Below are 16,840 nucleotides of genomic sequence, written 5' to 3' on the forward strand. Positions count from 1 at the left end.
GCCGACGCACTGGCATTTTCGTAGAGGTCTCTACACGTCCAGCTGGTCCGCCACCGCCCGCAGCAGGCCCGCGATCTTCTTGCCGGAGGCCTTGTCCGGGTAGCGGCCCTTTTCGAGCATGGGCGTGATGTTCTCGAGCAGAGTGGTCAGATCCTGGACGATCGACGCGAGTTCGTCCGGCTTACGGCGCTGGGCTGCCGCGACGGAGGGGGTCGGGTCCAGGATCGTCACCGAAAGCGCCTGGTCACCGCGCTGTCCGGCGACCACGCCGAACTCCACTCGCTGCCCCGGCTTGAGAGCATCGACTCCGGCGGGCAGGACCGAGGAATGAACGAAGACGTCGCCGCCGTCGTCGCGGGAGAGAAAGCCGAAGCCCTTCTCAGAATTGAACCACTTGACCTTGCCGGTAGGCACGTCTGTCCTCGTCCTCGTAGTCGTCGGTTGGTGCTCTGGCTGAATGATGAACGATTCGGGAAAACTGCTCTGGATAGCACTGCAGCGGGTCGTGCCCGACCCGCCGGTACCAAGGCTAATGGTCCGGTGGCGGCTGACAAGACGTCCCCGGACTGTTCCTTCGCGCAGGGAACTACCCTGGTCGAGTGCGTGACAAAACCCAAGCGAATTCCGCCGAACCCGGTGACCGACTGGTCCGAACCGGCGGCATCGTCTTCTTTGTGGGAGCCGTGGCCACTTTGGTCACCGTGGCCCCGCTACTGCTCGACAAGTCGCCCTTCCCGACGTACATGTTCGGACTGAGCATGCTGATGGGCGTGGGCTTCCTGATCGCGGGAGCGGGTGTCCTGCGAACGGCGGCGGCACAGCGCCGCCGGGCGCGCTCCGTGCAGTAAGGGGTCTAGGACCGGTACCGGTCCAGCCAGGCCGGGAACTCCGTCAGGTCCGCGAGCACGACGTCCGCACCGGCCGCCCGCAGTTCCTCCGCGTCGCACGGCCCGGTGGACACCGCGACGGACAGCGCCTCGGCGATACGCGCACCGCGTACGTCACCGGTGTGGTCGCCGACGTAGACACCCGCCCCGTACTCGCGCAGCGCCTCCGCCTTGCGCTCGGCCCACAGGCCGCCGATGACGGCGTCGGCGGCGATGCCGAGGTGCTTGAGGTGCAGCTTGGCATTCGGCTCGTACTTGGCGGTGACGACGACCGCGCGCCCGCCCGCCGCCTGCACGGCCGCGATCGCCTCGCGGGCGCCGGCCATCGCGAGCGTCCCGGTTATGGCGTGTGTGGGGTACATCTCACGGTAGACGTCGGCCATGGCGGCGACCTGATCGCCCGGGAACCAGTTGACCAGCTCCTCCTCCAGCGGCGGACCGAGCCGCGTGATGGCCAGATCGGCGTCGATGTACGTCCCCGTCCGCTCGGAGAGCGCCAGGTAGCAGGCGTGGATGCCGGGGCGGGAGTCGATGAGGGTCATGTCGAGGTCGAAGCCGACGGTCAGCACCGGAGAAGTCATATGGGCCATTGTGCCCAGGGGGTCGTACGGGCCATGCGCCCGACCACTGGGCCCTCATAGCCGCCCCCTGCACTCAGCGGCAAAGCCCTGCCAACCGCCCTTGCCCCTACGGCCGTTGACGCTGAGCCCTCCACACCAGGTACAGCGCCGAGGCGACGGCCGCGCCCTTGAGGACCCAGGGCCAGGTCTCGGCGATCGCGTCGCTCATCTGGTCCCTGGCGATGGGATCGCCCCAACGCCCCTCCGTCCGCCCCCACAACCAGGTGATCCCCGCGACGGCGACCAGACCGGGCATCCCCAGGACCGCCCACTTCGACTCGGCGGGAGTCAGGCGCCGCGAAAGGTAGGCGATGAGCCAGCCGAGGGCGAGGACGACGAGGTTGCCGATGACGGCACCGGCGACGAGGAGGGTGGCGGCGAGCAGAAGGAGGGGGCTGGGGAGGCCTCCTCCGGTATCGGGGCGGGGGCGGGCCGAGGGGAGGAAACGGCGCCGCTTCTGCGCCGTACCGGCCGCCGTCGGCTCGGCCGCCTCGACCGGTACCGGCTCCTTGACCAGCTTCTTGGGCTCGGCGAGCGGCGCGGGCTTCTTCGGCGCGTCTTCGTCGGCGTCCGAGGGCGGCGGCTTGAGCAGCTCCGGGATCTCCACTCCTCCCACAAACCCCGGCACGCCGTCCGTCGTCCCGAACGGACTGCTGTCCACCCGCCACCAGTCGGTCTGCCCGGACCCGAGTTCCTCCGTACTCGCAAGGTGCGGCGGAGAGGGCACGTCACCGGAAACCATCGGTACGTCACCGGCCGCGGACGGCTCCGCGGACCGGGGCCGCGGGACGACTCGCCGCAGCCCCTTGGGCCGCTCCTCGGCCGCCTCCGCGGGCTGGACGGGCGCGGCGGCCCTGGGCTCCTGTTCCCCGCCACCACTTCCCTCGCCGCCGGAGCCCGCCGCCGCGACCACCTCCTCCGGGCTGCCGAGGCGCGCGAGGATCCGGCGTACGGAGGCCGGGCTGTCGGCGCTCGCCTTGGCCCGGCGCCGGTCGATCTCCCCGCGCAACTCCGTCACGAGCCGCATACGCGTCCCGGACGGCAACTGTCGGCTCTGGGCCAGGTCACCGACCCGGCTCAGGTAGTCGAACACGAGCTGATCGCTCTCAATCCCCACGAAGTCCCTCCGGGGGCGGCAGTGTTGGCGTGGTCCTCAGGCCCCGACACAACCGACCGTACCCCGGTCCCCAGGTCAAGCGACCAGGGTGGGTGGACGGTTGGGGTTCGTGTCTCGACTGCGGGTGCGTCGTGGCTGGTCGCGCAGTTCCCCGCGCCCCTGAAAAGCCTGCGGCTCCCCGCGCCCGGAGCAAGCCCGTACCCCAGCCACGACGGACCCGTCACTTGCCCTCCGGCGGGAGGGGGCGTGGGCCGGTGCGTCGTATGCCCGTCGCTTAGGTTCTGTCTCGGAGGACCAGGGCCTTGTACCAGCTAAGGGCCGTATGCCCGCCCTGCGACGGGCTGACGCACCGGCCCACGACCCCGCACCCCCCACCCACCCAGGGGCGCGGGGAACGGCGCGACCAGCCACACACAACCCGCAGCCGCCCAACCGCCGGAGGCAACCCGCTACCGTGGACAGGATGAGCGTCAACCACCGGCCCCCCGAGGAACCCGCGAACCCCGCGGCAGCGGCACCGCCCCGCTCGCTCGCGGAGCAACTACGCGCCCGCGACGACGCCTCCCTCGCCGCTCTCCTCCAGGCCCGCCCCGACCTCATCACCCCCGTCCCCACCGACCTCACCCAGCTCGCCACCCGCGCGGGGACCCGCGCCTCCGTGGTCCGCGCCCTGGAGCACCTGGACCGTTTCGCCCTGCAGACGGCGGAGGCCCTGGCCGTGGCCCCGGACCCGGCGACGTACGACACGCTCCTGGCGCTGCTGGCCGGAGACGAGGGCGACCCGGAGGTCACCGGCGCCCTCCCCCACGCGCTCGCGACGCTGCGCGAGCAGGCGCTGGTGTGGGGGGCGGACGACCGGCTGCGGCTGGTGCGTACGGCCCGCGAACTGCTCGCGCCCTCGCCGCAGCACCCGTCCCCGACAGGGCTCGGCCCCACGGTCGCGGAGGCGACGGCGGGCATGTCGCCGGGGCGTATCCAGGAGATCCTCGCGACGGCCGGGCTGTCCACGACGCATGACGCGGTGTCGGCGGTGGCGTCGCTGACGGAGCTGTTCACCGACCGCACCCGGATGCGGGCCATGCTCGACGAGGCCCCGGCCGACTCCCTGGAGGTGCTGTCGCGGCTGGTCTGGGGCCCGCCGTACGGGCAGGTCACGGCCGACCCGGCCGCCCGTCTGCGCTGGCTCATCGACCGCGGGCTGCTGCTGCCGACGGCGCCCGGCACGGTCGTACTCCCCCGTGAGGTCGCCCTGCACATGAGGGCGGGCCGCGCGCACCGCGCAGTCGAACCCTTGCCCCCGGAGGTCGAACCCGCCGTCACGCATCGTCCACAGGTTGTGGACGCGGCGGCGGCAGGCCAGGCGTACACCGCGCTCGCGACCGTCGAGGAGCTGCTGGGGGACTGGGACGAGGGCGGCCCGTCCGTGCTGCGCGCGGGCGGCCTGAGCGTACGGGATCTCAAACGCACCGCCGTGGCCCTGGACGTACCGGAGCCGATCGCGGCCTTCTGGGTCGAACTCGCCTACGCGGCGGGCCTGTTGGCCTCGGACGGCGAGGCCGACGAGCAGTACGCGGCGACCCCCGCGTACGACGAGTGGCGGGAGCTGCCCGCGGCCGAGCGCTGGACGCGGCTCGCCACCGCCTGGCTGACCGCGACCCGCACGCCGGGCCTGGTCGGCGGCCGGGACGCCAAGGACCGTACGCTCTCGGCGCTGGGCCCGGGCCTCGACCGCTCCGCCGCGCCCGAGGTCCGCCACCGCGTCCTGGCCCTGCTCGCCGCGCTCCCCGAGGGCGCCTCGGCCTCCGCGGACTCCCTGATCGCCCGCCTCCACTGGGAACGCCCCCTGCGCACCCCCCAGTCCCAGGCCCAGACCCAGACCCGTACGGACGATCTACGCATCCGGCTCGCCCGGTGGGCCCTGTCCGAGGCGGAGTTGCTCGGGATCACCGGCCGGGGAGCACTGTCCACACACGGCCGGGCCCTGCTCGCGACGCCGCCCGACGCACCCCTCACGGGAGCCGAACTCGCCGCGGCCGCCTCCCGCGCCGGCCACCTCCTCACCCCCCACCTGCCCACACCCCTCGACCACGTCCTGCTCCAGGCCGACCTCACCGCCGTCGCGCCGGGCCCGCTGGAACGCCCGCTGGCGGACATGCTCGGGGTGCTCGCGGATGTGGAGTCGAAGGGCGGGGCGACGGTGTACCGGTTCACGCCGGGGTCCGTACGGCGGGCCCTTGACGCGGGCCGTTCGGCCTCCGACCTGCATGCTTTCCTCGCCGCGCACTCGAGTACGCCGGTGCCGCAGCCCCTCACGTACCTGATCGACGACGTCGCCCGCAGGCACGGCCATCTGCGGATCGGCGCCGCGTCGGCGTACGTCCGCTGCGACGACGACGCCCTGCTGAACGAGATCCTCGCCGACAAGCGCTCCGCCGACCTGCGGCTGCGCCGACTCGCCCCCACCGTGCTGGCCGCGCAGACCGACCCGACCACGCTTCTCGAGGGCCTGCGCGCGATGGGTTTCGCGCCCGCCGCCGAGTCGGCGGAGGGCGACGTACTGATCGCGCGTGCCCACGCGCACCGCACCCCGCCGCGCACCGCCCCCGAGCCCGTACCCGGAGGCCCGCCGGTCCCCGACGCCACCCTGCTGAACGCCGCGATCCGCGCCATCCGCGCCGGCGACCTGGCTTCCACGGCTCCCCGCAAGGCCACCGCCACCGCGGCCCCGAACGGCTCCCTCCCCCGCACCACCTCCGCCGAGACCCTCGCCACCGTGCAGGCCGCCGTCCTCACCGGCGAGCCCCTGTGGATCGGCTACGTCAACGCCGAGGGCTCCGCCAGCCAGCGCGTCATCGCCCCGATCCGCGTCGAGGGCGGCTTCGTGACGGCGTACGACCACACGGCGGACGAAGTCCGCACGTACCCGCTGCACCGCATCACGGGCGTCGCGGAGCTGGCCGACGAAGACGCTCCGCTGGAAGCGCAGTAATCCACCTGCGGGCCGGTGGGGGCTGGTCGCGCCCACGCGGCGGAGCCGCATATCGATACAGCCCCGCGCCCCTATCGGGGCCTGCGGTCCCTCAAGCGGGCGCGGTACCGCACCGGACTTCACCAGGGCCGCTCAGCGTGCCATCTCCCGTCACCCGTACGGGCGTACGCACTGGATCATGCACGCCCGCCGGGGACTTCGCTCCCTTGAGGGACATCCGGCGGCCTCTCGCATCGCGGTGCGAGCGGCCGGGCAGCCACCCGACGTCCTGATCAATGCCTGGTCAACAGGCAAGCGCGAGAAAGAGGTTGTCCCATGCGTACCACTCGTCGTGTCGCCACCGTCCTGATCGGAACCGCCGCGCTGCTTGGCGCACTCGCCTCCCAGGCCGCGGCGATCGGCATCGATCTGGGCGGCGGCGTGACCCTCTGACCGCCCCTCACACCCCGCGGGCCGGACTCGGCGCACCGAGTCCGGCCCGTCCCCGCCTGGGTCACCCGACTGAACTTCCAACCGTGTTTCCGAAAGGCCCGAAAACAGTCATGCGTTCTCGTGCTGTCGCCACCACCGCCCTGTTCGCCGCGGTCGCCCTCGTCGGCGTACTCGCCTCTCAGGCCCAGGCCGCGCCCGCGCTGCCGCTGCCCCTCCCGCCCGCCGGGGCCGAGTCCCTCGTCACGGAGGGCGTCACCATCGAGGGGCCGCTGGTCAACAACCTCAATCTGCCCATGACGAAATAGCCCGCCGCATGCGGTAGCTGTCCCCGTCGAGCCGGACGATCTCCGCGTGGTGCGCGAGACGGTCGACCAGTGCGGGGGCGGCGCCGCCGAAGATCTCCTCCCAGCGCCCGAGGGGGCGGTCGCTGGTCACGATCAGTGAGGCCCGCTCATAGCGGTGGGCGACGAGCTGGAAGAGCAGGTGCGCGGTGGCCGCGTCGAAGGGGGCGTAGCCGACCTCGTCGATGATCAGCAGCGGGTACGCGTCGAGCGAGGCCAGCTCCTCGGAGAGTCGGCCGCCGTCCCGCGCCTCGGTCAGCCGGTACGCCCACTGGGCGGCGGTCGCGAACAGCACCCCGTGCCCCGCCTGGCAGGCCCGCACACCGAGCCCGACGGCGAGATGCGTCTTGCCGGTGCCGGGGGGCCCGACGAACACCGCGTTCCCGCGGGCGGCAACGAAGTCCAGCTTGCCGAGGCGGGCGACGGTCTCCCGGTCGAAGGACCGCGGGTGGCTGTCGTCGAACTCCTCGAGCAGCTTCCGGGAGGGGAAGCCCGCGTCCCGGATACGGGCCTCGGTTCCACGGGGTTTGTACGGCGCGGTGGGCTCGGCGGTGGAGGGGACCGCCGAGTGGACTGCCGACCGGGCGGCCGACTGGGCCGGAATCGCCCCGGGCGGAACCGAGACGGACGGAGCCGGGGCGGACGAGATCGAGACGGAAGGGATCGAGACGGGCGAGGGCTTCGGCTCAGGCTCCTGGTGAGCGGGGTCCTGGGCAGCGGGGTCCTTGGGCGCATCGTGATCCGAGTGCACCGGCATCGAACTGGCCGCTCTCGCCCCTGACATGTACCAGAGGATCGCCGCCGAGAGGATGAACGCCATGTGGATCACCGTTCCCCACATCAGCGAGTGACGGGGGGTGTGGTGCACGTCCACGAACATCTGGAGCAGATGGACGGAGGAGATGCCCACGATGGCGGTGGCGAGCTTCACCTTCAGCACGTTGGCGTTGACGTGCGAGAGCCACTCGGGCTGGTCGCGGTGGCCCTCGAGTCCGATACGCGAGACGAAGGTCTCGTAGCCGCCGACGATCACCATGATCAGCAGGTTGGCGATCATCACGACGTCGACGAGCTTGAGCACGGCGAGCATGACGTACGTCTCGGTCGCGTGCCCGCTCACGATCCGGAGGATTAAGCTCCACAGCTCGTTGAAGAACTTGTAGACGTACACGGCCTGGGCGGCCACCAGGCCGAAGTACAACGGCGCTTGAAGCCATCTCGTGGCGAACAGGGCGTAGCCGAGCGTCGTGGTGGGCGTGGATGCGGTGGGCTTCAAGGGCTGCCTGCGAGTTACCTGCACGGTCCGCCATTCTTCGGAACCGAAGCCGCAAATCAGAATTGCCGCCACTCATTGGAATGAAAAGACATCCAATAGGACGGGACGCGGTCAGGGAGGGGCTCCCACCCGGTCCACGACCGCACACGCGATGAGGGCGGTGTGCACGACCTCCGGCTCGTTGAGCATGTCCATGACCTCAAAGCCTGCGCCCGACGCATGGCGCTCCAGTTCACGCGGGAACAGGACGCGCCGCCGGATCTTGTCCTGAGCCTCCTCGCCGGACGGAGGAACCCAGCACCCGAGCATGGTGTATGGGGCTTCGCAAGCCTCCGTGACCGCTCAGGTCGAGCAGTTTCAGACTTTCTGAAGCGCACGCCTTGACCACGATCACTGTCAGAACGAATGTGATCGCTGGGATACGTTGGGGCACAGACGATCACGGTGGGCGGGGCGGACTGACGGATGTCGCTGAACCAGGACAACCGGCAGGGTTTCTACGGCGAGGCCTTCTTCCAGGCCACCGTGGCTGCGGCGGGGTTCACCGCTCAGAAGCAGGCCGAAGCCGATCTCTATCTCACGGACTTCGATGTGGGGCACCCCGGCCCACTCGGCAGGCTCCGCTATCCCAAGATCGGCGTTCAGGTGAAGAGCAGCCGGAACGCAAGGCTGACGCAGAACGACGTCAGATACAAGCTGAAGAGCAAGTACTACAACGAGCTCGCACGACCTGCCCATGAGTGGGCAAGTCCCACGTTTCTCGTGGTCGTCCTGGTCCCCAAGGACCCGGATGACTGGATGGAAGTATCGGCCGACCAACTGGTGCTCAAGGATGCCGCCTACTGGACCTGCCTGCACGGACAGCGGCAGCGGCAGGATCTCCATCCGGATACAAAGGTCACGCTGTCAGTGCCTCGTGCGAACCTGTTGACCGCCGAGGCCCTGCGGGACATGTTTGATCTTGCGGACGAGCTGCGGTTTCAAGGACAGGGGGTGCCGGTCCAGTGAACCAGAAACAACTGCCGGAGCAGGCCCTGCTCGAAATCCGCCCTGAGCTGCTCCGCCGCTATCTGACAGCGCAGGGCTGGTTTCTGGTACAGGAACAACCGCGCGCCGAGGTATGGGCGACAGACCTGCCCGACGGCCGGATGGAAGTTCTCCTTCCCAAAGACTCACGGCTTGTCGACTTTGTACGACGGTTGCGTGATCTCTTCGACACGGTGGCAGTCGTCGAGGACCGTGAGCCAGCGTCCGTGCTGCACGCTATCGGGGCCGCGCAAACCGATGTGCACTCCGTACGTCTGCAGCCCGAAGGCCTCCCATCCGGGACCGTGTGGCTCGCCGAGGGCAGCCGCGCCGTCGCCAGCCTGCGGGATCTCTTCATCAGCGCCACCTACCGGGCCACCACCTGGCTGGCACATCAGCAGCCGCGTCCGGTGGAGCCAGGACGCAAGTCCAATCAGGTGTACGACTTCCTCAGCCGCCGAGTGCTGCTGGGCCTCACGCGACCAGGCAGTTACATCCTGACCGCCGAAATCCCACTGAATGCGAGGGCCCCCGAACAGCTATCGATCGACGCACAGGGTCGCTACGGCGGGATTCCGCTCGCTCGGCGGGTCTCGGAGGCTTTCTACGAAGGTGCCGCGGCGGCGCACACTGCGGCTCAGCACGCGAGTGTTCACGACGGGGATCTGTCAGCCTTCGCCGACCAGGCAGGAGAAGGACTGTCCGCGAACGTCTGCGAAGCGCTCGCCGGACTCTCCTCCAACGGCAAGATCCCGTTCGTGCTGCAGACCGAGTGGGCCAGCGCGTTGCCCTTGGACCGGCCTGCCGGGCTGCTCGAATTCCGGCCCGAGCTGATCACGCAGCTGCAGCGTGGAGCCGACTACCTGCGCGAGCACTTCGGACGTCAAGGGGTTTCCCTACGCGGCATCATCACCAAAATGGAGCGGGACACCACTACCGGACCTGGCAGGGTGATCCTGCTCGGACGCCCTGACGACCAGCCCGCCAGTCGGGCGATGAGGGTGTATATCGAAGTGTCCGCGGCGGATTACGACAGGCTGGGACGAGCTCATCTCGACGGACAAGAAGTCGTGGTCCAAGGCGACCTGGAGCGCATCGGGAACCGCTGGCACCTGGTCCGTGTGCAGAGCAGCACCGTCGAGGAGATCCGGGACTGACGCAGCTCAGCCTGCCACCCCACTCCGGCCGCGCAGCGTTCCCACTACCGTAGCCGCGTATGACCAGGGCGAGGAGGCGGCAGGCGGATGAGCAAGACCGGTGACGGCCGAACCGTTCCTACGGCCCCAGGCGTCCACCCGATGGGGACGCGGCTCGAGGAACTGTCACCCGGTGTCCGGGTCGGCGGTCTGACCGCCGACGGTATAGCCACCGTGATCCGTACGGTCTGGCGCGGCAGCGGTGCCATGGAGGTCGTATACCGGGCGGCATCGGGAGCCCACGACAGCGTTCTGCTCTACCGGGAACACGAGGCGGGCCTCCTGCTGTACGAGAACGCCGAGTGGAACAGCTTCCGCGGTGACCCCGCCGCCTTCCGGCTCGCGGCGGAGGCACTGCGCCTGCGCATGGCTGGCCTCTTTGATCCCATGCTGGCCGTGACGACGTCGGACCTCGAACCGTTGCCGCATCAGATCCGTGCCGTGTACGACGAGCTTCTGCCCCGTACACCCCTGCGCTTCCTGCTCGCTGACGACCCTGGCGCCGGGAAGACCGTCATGGCTGGTCTCTACGTGAAGGAACTGCTGCTTCGAGGGGACCTGGAGCGTTGTCTGATCGTGGCTCCCGGGGCTCTGGTCGAGCAGTGGCAGGACGAGTTGCACCAAAAGTTCGATCTCCACTTCGAGATCCTCACCAGGTTCCTGGGCGACTCATCACCCGACAGGGGAGGCGTCTTCCAGCAGCACCCGCGGCTGATCGCCAGAATGGACCAGCTTTCCCGTTCGGATGAGCTCCTCGCCCTTCTCGACGACAGCGACTGGGACCTCGTCGTCATCGACGAGGCACACCGGATGTCCGCCCGCTGGTTCGGCAACGAACTCAAGACCACCCGCCGCTACCAGCTCGGACAGCGCTTGGGCCCTCTCGCCCGGCACCTCCTGCTGATGACCGCCACCCCACATGCAGGAAAGGAGGAGGACTTCCAGCTCTTCCTCGCCCTGCTGGACGCGGACCGCTTCGAGGGACGGTACCGCGAGGGCGTCCACACCATCGACACCGGCGGGCTGATGCGCCGCATGGTCAAGGAGGAGCTGCTCACCTTCGAGGGCAAGCCGCTGTTCCCCGAGCGCCGCGCCTACACCGTCCCCTACCGGCTCTCAGATGGTGAACTCGAGCTGTACGAAGCCGTCACGCAGTACGTACGGGACGGCATGGACAGAGCGGACCGGCTGCGGGCCGCTGGCGAAGGACGACGCGGCAACACCGTCGGGTTCGCCCTCACCGTGCTGCAACGCCGCCTGGCCTCCAGCCCCGAGGCGATCCTCCGCTCGCTCGAACGGCGCCGCGAGCGCCTGCTGCGACGGCACCAGGAGCTGCTCGCGTCGGTACCAGGGGTGGTTTCCGCTGAGGACCCCCAGATCGGCCGCCGTATCTCCGCCCTGGGCAACAGCGAGGACTGGCCACAGCTCCTCGACGACCTGGACGGATCCGAACAGGAGGACTTGGAGGAAGAGGTCGTGGACGCGGCCACCGCCGCCCGTACCGCCGCCGAACTCCGTGCGGAAACCGATCTTCTCGGCGATCTGATCTCACTCGCCACCCATGTCCGGCGCTCCGGAACCGACCGTAAGTGGGCCGAGCTGCGCGGACTGCTCGAGGACCGGGAGGAGATCCGTGACCGCGATGGTCGGCCGCGCAAGCTCATCATCTTCACCGAGCACCGGGACACCCTCAACTACCTCGTGGAACGCCTCCGGACGCTGCTCGGGAGCGCGGAGGCCGTGCAGATGATCCACGGGGGTGTGCGCAGGACGGAGCGCCGTCGCGTCCAGGAGTTGTTCACCCAGGATCCCGGCGTCCGGGTCCTCGTCGCGACGGACGCGGCCGGCGAGGGTCTCAACTTGCAGTGCGCCCACCTGATGATCAATTACGACCTGCCGTGGAACCCGAACCGCATCGAGCAGCGGTTCGGCCGTGTTCACCGCATCGGGCAGGCCGAGGTGTGCCACCTGTGGAACCTCGTCGCCGCCGACACCCGCGAGGGTGCCGTGTTCCAGCGGCTCCTCGACAAAATCGGGCATCAGCGGCGCGCCTACCAGGGCCGGATCTTCGACGTGCTGGGCGAGGCCTTCGAAGAGCAGCCGCTGCACCAGCTGCTGATGGAGGCCATCCGCTACGGCGACCGTCCTGAGACGCGTGACCGGCTCAACCAGATCATCGACCACACCGTCGGGGAAGGACTCGACGAGCTTCTCGCCCAGCGGGCCCTGTATCGAGACGTGCTCCGGGAGCACGACGTGACCGAGACGCTGGTGCGCCTCGAGGAAGCGCGCGCCCGCAGACTGCAGCCCCACTATGTGGAGGCGTTCTTCCAGGCCGCCTTCGCCGAACTCGGTGGCCGCCTCGCCCGGCGCGAGGCAGGACGGTACGAGATCACGTATGTACCAGCCACCGTGCAGGGCCGTACTTCGCGAGGCGGCACCGATGCTCCGGTCCTGCGTCGCTACGCGCGAGTCACCTTCAGCCGCGAGCTGATCCATGTGCCGGGCCGCCCGGACGCCGCACTCCTCGCCCCAGGGCATCCGCTGCTGGACGCGGCGGTGGACGCGGTCATCGAGCGGCACGCGGCCGTCATGACGGCCGGAAGCGTCCTGATCGACCGGGCGGATCCTGGCACCACCCCACGGCTGCTAGCCGCGCTCACGCACGAGATCACCGACGGCCGTCCTCGCGCCAGAACAGTGAGCAAACGCTTCGAGTTCGTGGAGCTCACCCCCGACGGCCGGGCAGTCACCGCCGGGCCCGCTCCCTATCTCGACTACGACCCGCCGACGGACGACGAGAAGGACACGGTACGAGGCGAAGCCGCCCGTATCGCCTCCCAGGCGTGGCTGGCGAGCGGCATGGACGAGACGGCGGTCACCTGGGCCGCACAGCACGCGGTCGGGGAGCATCTGCGGGCCGTGCGGGACCGGATCGCGCCGGAAGTGCGGCGTATCCGCGGCCAGGTACAGGACCGTCTCACCCAGGAGATCAACTTCTGGTACGGCCGCTATGTGGAACTCCGAGACGACGAGGCACAGGGCCGCAGGCTGCGGCTGCGGCCGGAAACGGCACGGCGTCGCGCCCGAGAGCTGGAGGAGCGACTGGAGCAGCGGCGGCGTGAGCTGGATCTCGACGAACGGCTGCTACCGCGCCTGCCCCGGATGGCCGGCGGCGCTCTGATCCTCCCTCAGGGGCTGATCGACCAGCTGCTGGGCCGCCAGACGGCAGCGGGAACCAGCACCCGCGCGGCGGCTCCACGCCATACGGCCGAAGTCGAGCGCCGAGCTGTGGCGGCGGTGATGGCCGCCGAGCAGCGACTCGGCCGGAGCCCTGAGGAGATGCCCCCGAACAACAAGGGATTCGACCTGCGGTCCTGGACCGCCGATGGTGAGGGCCTGTTGCACCTGGAGGTCAAGGGCCGGATCACCGGAGCCGAAGACTTCGTCGTCACCCGCAACGAGGTGCTGCACGCCAAGAATCTCGGCGACCGCTACCGCCTCGCTCTGGTGTCCGTCTCGCCCGAAGGCCCCGGCCACGACGAGGTGCGCTACCTCACCACCCCCTTCCAGGGCACCAGCACGGCCGACTTCAATGTGACGAAGTTCGTCTTCCACTGGCAGCGCATGTGGCAGCAGGGGGAGCCACCGCACTGATCCGTCATGCCCGGAACCCGCGGGATACCTCGCCGATAGGATCACAAGCATGACGACGGCGCATGAACAGGAAGCACCTGGGGTGGTCGAGGACGTCTTCGACGGCCTGGCAACCGGTGTCGAGGTCGAGGGTGACGGCGGGGCGGATGCGGCGATCGTGAGGCCATGGGATCCCGCGTCGATCCGGGTGACCACCAACCAGTTCTCGCTCCGGAACATCTTGGACATGATCGACGAGGGCTCGCTGGAGCTGGCCCCCGACTTCCAGCGTGGCCAGGTGTGGAAGATCGACCAGAAGTCCCGCCTCGTCGAGTCCGTGCTGCTGCAGATCCCGTTGCCGGCGTTCTACTTCGCGGAGGACAGTGACGGGGCGTTCCGGGTCGTCGACGGGTTGCAGCGGCTGTCAACGCTGCACGCCTTCGTACGGGGAGGCGAGCAGGGATTCCGGCTGAAGGGACTGGAGTACCTCCGCGAGAACGACAAGGGCTTCGCGGACCTGCCCGTCCAGTGGCAGCGCCGCATCTTCAACACCCAACTCGTCGTGAACGTCATCGATCCCACGACGCCGCCGGACGTCATGTACGACATCTTCAAGCGCATCAACACCGGCGGCACCCCGCTGAACGCGCAGGAGATCCGGCACTGCATGAGCCGGAAACGGAGCCGCGACATTCTCAAGATCATGACGTCTATGGTCGAGTTCAACACGGCGACCAACGGCATGGGCGGTCACATCCGTATGAACGACCGGGAGATGGCGCTCCGCTTCGCCGCCTTCTGGCTGCTCGGCATGGACGCCTACATGGAGCGGCCGGCGATGGACTCCTTCCTGGAGCGCGCGACGCGGCTGCTGGACAACGAGAAGGAAGTGCCCGATGAGCGGGTGATCGAGCTGTACGAGGCGTTCCGTGCGGCCATGTCCAACGCCCATCTCCTCTTCGGCGAGTACACCTTCCGCAAGTGGCCGGAAGGCGTCACCTGGCGCAACCCGATCAACCGGGCGCTCTTCGAAACCTGGTCGATCGCCCTGGCCCCCTACGATCCGGCAGACCTGGAAGGCCGCCGGACGGCCATCGTGGCGGCGGCCCGGCGCCGCATGTCCCGTGACATCGACTATCTCGACGCCATCACCTCCTCCACCAGCGACCGGCGCCGTGTCGATTACCGCTTCCGCGCCGCGGCCGAGGATGCCAAGGCGGGCGCGTGATCACCGCACTGGGCATCCAGAACCTCAAATGCTTCTCGGACGCCGAGTTCGATCTGCGCCCGCTCACCGTGCTCACCGGACTCAACGGATCAGGCAAGAGCACCGTCATCCAGGCCCTGCTGCTGGCCCGCCAGGCGGCCCGGCAACCCGGCAGCTCGATGATCCAGCTCAACGGCCCGTACGGCCTGGCCCTGGGCGAGGCGCAGGAACTGCTGCACCCGGCGGCCCGGCAGCCCGAGATCGGCGTACGGCTCCGATCCGACAGCTCGGACACCGACTGGAGCTACCGCTTCGGCGTCCCCAGCGAGCGCGCCCTGCACCTCACGGTCGAGGAGGAGCCCTACCAGGAGGCTCTGTTCCACCTGGCCTGGACCCAGCCGGAGAGCGGCTTCACCTACCTCTGCGCGGAACGGCTCGGCCCCCGCGATCTGCTGTCCGTGTCCGGGGAGCCGCCCGATGACCTCGGGGTCGGCGTGCGAGGCGAACACACGGCCCAGGTCCTGGCCCTGCGCCAGGAACGGCTGACCACGCGCCGACTGACGGTCCGTGAACCACTACGGCATCCGGACTCCGATGTGCCGCTTCTGCGCAACCAGGCCGAAGCGTGGGCCTCGCACATCATCCGCCCCATCCAGATCACGGCCCAGTGGGCACCGGGGATCGCCGCCAGCACCATCCGGTTCAAGGAGGCAGGCCCGTACGGTGAGGTCATCCGCCCGGCCAATACCGGCTTCGGCTTCTCCTACGCCCTGCCGATCATCGTCGCGGGGCTGATGACCGAACCCGGCGACGTCCTGATCGTGGAGAACCCCGAAGCGCATCTCCATCCCGCCGGGCAGTCCCGTCTGGGCCGCTTTCTGGCACAGGTGGCGGGCAGCGGGGCCCAGGTGATCGTGGAGACCCACAGCGACCATGTGCTCAACGGTGCCCGGCTCGGTGTCGCGGAAGAAGGTCCGCTGTCATCGCACGAGGCGATCGTGCACTACTTCGGCCGGGAAGGCTCCGTCCCGATCGAGCTGACCGACCGGGGCGAACTGACCAACTGGCCCAGCGGGTTCTTCGACCAGATCGAGGACGACCTGGGGAGGCTGGCACGTGCTCGACGCCGACGGTGAACCGTGCCGGGACACGTCGTACCGCCTGGTCGTCGACGAGACCAGCTTTGACTTCCGTGAGCTGGAGCCGGACCGGCTGACCCACTTACTGGACGACTTCAACGACGCGCTCGGGGACGTCCTCCGCGAGCGCCCGGTGGCCACGGCGGAGTGGTGGCTCGAGCACAGCTGCCTGGACGGCTGCGAGCTGGCCGACTTCCTCTACGTCCGGGGCGGGCCGGGAGACGAGGTCTCGCCGGACGTGCGCCGCCGCACGGCCGTCCTGATGGACCGCTGCCGCACCTGGGACATCGACGAGGACGCTGCTGTCCCGGACACGGTGAGCGTTGCGGGCCAGCCGCGGGAGCTCGCCTGGACCCTGGGCCACGCACTGCGCCGCACGCTGAAGGGGCACACGATGGCGTGCCTGGTCTTCCCGGCCGACAGCGTCATCGCCGGCGGATGGCAACCGGTCGCCTCGCCGACGGACGGCGCCGAGTCCGAGCTGTACTTCCTGCGTTCCGCCCCTGGACTCACCGCCTTCTGGCGTGGCCTGTACGAGCGCGAGAACGTCCCGGAACGCCTCTTCCCCAACCTGGCCGCGGACGCCTTCCCAAGTCTCGTCCTCGCCGGCTCCCTGTCCTTCCGCAAGTTCGACGGCACCTACCGGGAGCTGCGCTCTTGGGTGGTGAAGGTCCTGGGAGTGCTGGACGATCACTTCGCCGACGCGCTGGAGCGGCACGCCGGACTGCCCGATCAGATCCAGGCTGAACTGGGCCGCTTCGGCATCGACCTGTCACCCGAGAGCCCGAACACCCGGGCCAAGGAGAGAGTGATGCGGCAGCGGGACGTGGACCACGACGGGGAGACGTACCGCTGCGAGTGGCACGCGAAACAGCACCCGGCACGGAACCGCGTGCACTTCACGCTGCCCGAGCAACGGCTGGGCGGACGCATCCTGGTCGGGATCTTCGTCGATCACCTGGATACGTGAGATA

14 protein-coding genes are annotated in these 16,840 nt (G+C 69.4%); 9 read left to right on the top strand and 5 right to left on the bottom strand.

Translation table 11 applies throughout. The annotated features are described in order from the left end of the window. Positions 1 to 30: 30 nt before the first annotated feature. A complete protein-coding gene (locus IEZ21_RS48435; protein ID WP_033329496.1) occupies positions 31 to 414 on the bottom strand; it encodes a cold-shock protein in 384 nt (127 codons plus the stop codon). Between the two features lie 185 nt (positions 415 to 599). Here IEZ21_RS48435 and IEZ21_RS18710 point away from each other — a divergent pair, with 185 nt between their 5' ends. Then, a complete protein-coding gene (locus IEZ21_RS18710) occupies positions 600 to 848 on the top strand; it encodes a hypothetical protein (RefSeq protein WP_033329495.1) in 249 nt (82 codons plus the stop codon). A 5-nt stretch (positions 849 to 853) separates the two neighbouring features. On the opposite strand, the gene IEZ21_RS18715 is transcribed toward IEZ21_RS18710, so the two are convergent. Both IEZ21_RS18715 and IEZ21_RS18720 read right to left on the bottom strand, forming a co-directional pair. After that, positions 854 to 1,477: an HAD family hydrolase gene (locus tag IEZ21_RS18715; protein ID WP_189323054.1), complete on the bottom strand. Its 624-nt coding sequence runs from the start codon at positions 1,475 to 1,477 to the stop codon at positions 854 to 856. Positions 1,478 to 1,574: 97 nt separating this feature from the next. Continuing rightward, entirely contained in the window at positions 1,575 to 2,624 is a 1,050-nt protein-coding gene (locus IEZ21_RS18720; RefSeq protein WP_189323055.1) for an HAAS signaling domain-containing protein, read from the bottom strand. Between the two features lie 463 nt (positions 2,625 to 3,087). On the opposite strand from IEZ21_RS18720, the gene IEZ21_RS18725 reads away from it, so the two are divergent. Then, the gene (locus IEZ21_RS18725) at positions 3,088 to 5,613 is read left to right on the top strand and encodes a helicase C-terminal domain-containing protein (protein WP_189323056.1); all 2,526 of its coding nucleotides are present in this window, start codon (positions 3,088 to 3,090) and stop codon (positions 5,611 to 5,613) included. A gap of 542 nt (positions 5,614 to 6,155) precedes the next feature. Continuing rightward, on the top strand, positions 6,156 to 6,350 hold the full coding sequence (locus tag IEZ21_RS18730) for a hypothetical protein (RefSeq protein ID WP_189323057.1): 195 nt from the start codon (positions 6,156 to 6,158) through the stop codon (positions 6,348 to 6,350). Here the strand turns inward: IEZ21_RS18730 and istB are convergent. Continuing rightward, positions 6,328 to 7,662, bottom strand: coding sequence for an IS21-like element helper ATPase IstB (gene istB / locus IEZ21_RS48440; RefSeq protein ID WP_189323058.1), 1,335 nt, complete (start codon positions 7,660 to 7,662; stop codon positions 6,328 to 6,330). The two genes, IEZ21_RS18730 and istB, sit on opposite strands and share 23 nt — an antisense overlap. 111 nt (positions 7,663 to 7,773) lie before the next feature. Further along, positions 7,774 to 7,971: a hypothetical protein gene (locus IEZ21_RS47665; protein ID WP_246567872.1), complete on the bottom strand. Its 198-nt coding sequence runs from the start codon at positions 7,969 to 7,971 to the stop codon at positions 7,774 to 7,776. A 156-nt stretch (positions 7,972 to 8,127) separates the two neighbouring features. Between IEZ21_RS47665 and IEZ21_RS18745 the strand changes: the two genes are divergently transcribed. From IEZ21_RS18745 to IEZ21_RS18770, 6 genes are all read left to right on the top strand, one after another. Then, positions 8,128 to 8,670, top strand: coding sequence for a DUF4365 domain-containing protein (locus tag IEZ21_RS18745; RefSeq protein WP_189323059.1), 543 nt, complete (start codon positions 8,128 to 8,130; stop codon positions 8,668 to 8,670). Then, positions 8,667 to 9,845, top strand: a complete 1,179-nt coding sequence (locus IEZ21_RS18750; RefSeq protein ID WP_189323060.1) for a hypothetical protein — start codon at positions 8,667 to 8,669, stop codon at positions 9,843 to 9,845. Before IEZ21_RS18745 ends, IEZ21_RS18750 begins: the two co-directional genes overlap by 4 nt. 87 nt (positions 9,846 to 9,932) lie before the next feature. Beyond that, positions 9,933 to 13,541 carry a helicase-related protein gene (locus tag IEZ21_RS18755; RefSeq protein ID WP_246567874.1) on the top strand — a complete coding sequence of 1,203 codons (3,609 nt, stop codon included), beginning with the start codon at positions 9,933 to 9,935 and terminating at the stop codon, positions 13,539 to 13,541. A gap of 49 nt (positions 13,542 to 13,590) precedes the next feature. After that, positions 13,591 to 14,748 (top strand): DUF262 domain-containing protein, encoded by a 1,158-nt coding sequence (locus IEZ21_RS18760; protein ID WP_189323061.1) that lies wholly within the window; start codon positions 13,591 to 13,593, stop codon positions 14,746 to 14,748. Continuing rightward, a complete protein-coding gene (locus tag IEZ21_RS18765; RefSeq protein WP_189323062.1) occupies positions 14,745 to 15,863 on the top strand; it encodes an AAA family ATPase in 1,119 nt (372 codons plus the stop codon). Before IEZ21_RS18760 ends, IEZ21_RS18765 begins: the two co-directional genes overlap by 4 nt. After that, entirely contained in the window at positions 15,844 to 16,836 is a 993-nt protein-coding gene (locus IEZ21_RS18770; protein ID WP_189323063.1) for a hypothetical protein, read from the top strand. The genes IEZ21_RS18765 and IEZ21_RS18770 overlap by 20 nt, the downstream gene beginning before the upstream one ends. The last annotated feature ends 4 nt before the right edge of the window (positions 16,837 to 16,840 follow it).

The organism is Streptomyces flaveus (genome assembly GCF_014647675.1).
In the GTDB taxonomy this organism is placed as follows: Bacteria; Actinomycetota; Actinomycetes; order Streptomycetales; family Streptomycetaceae; genus Streptomyces; species Streptomyces flaveus.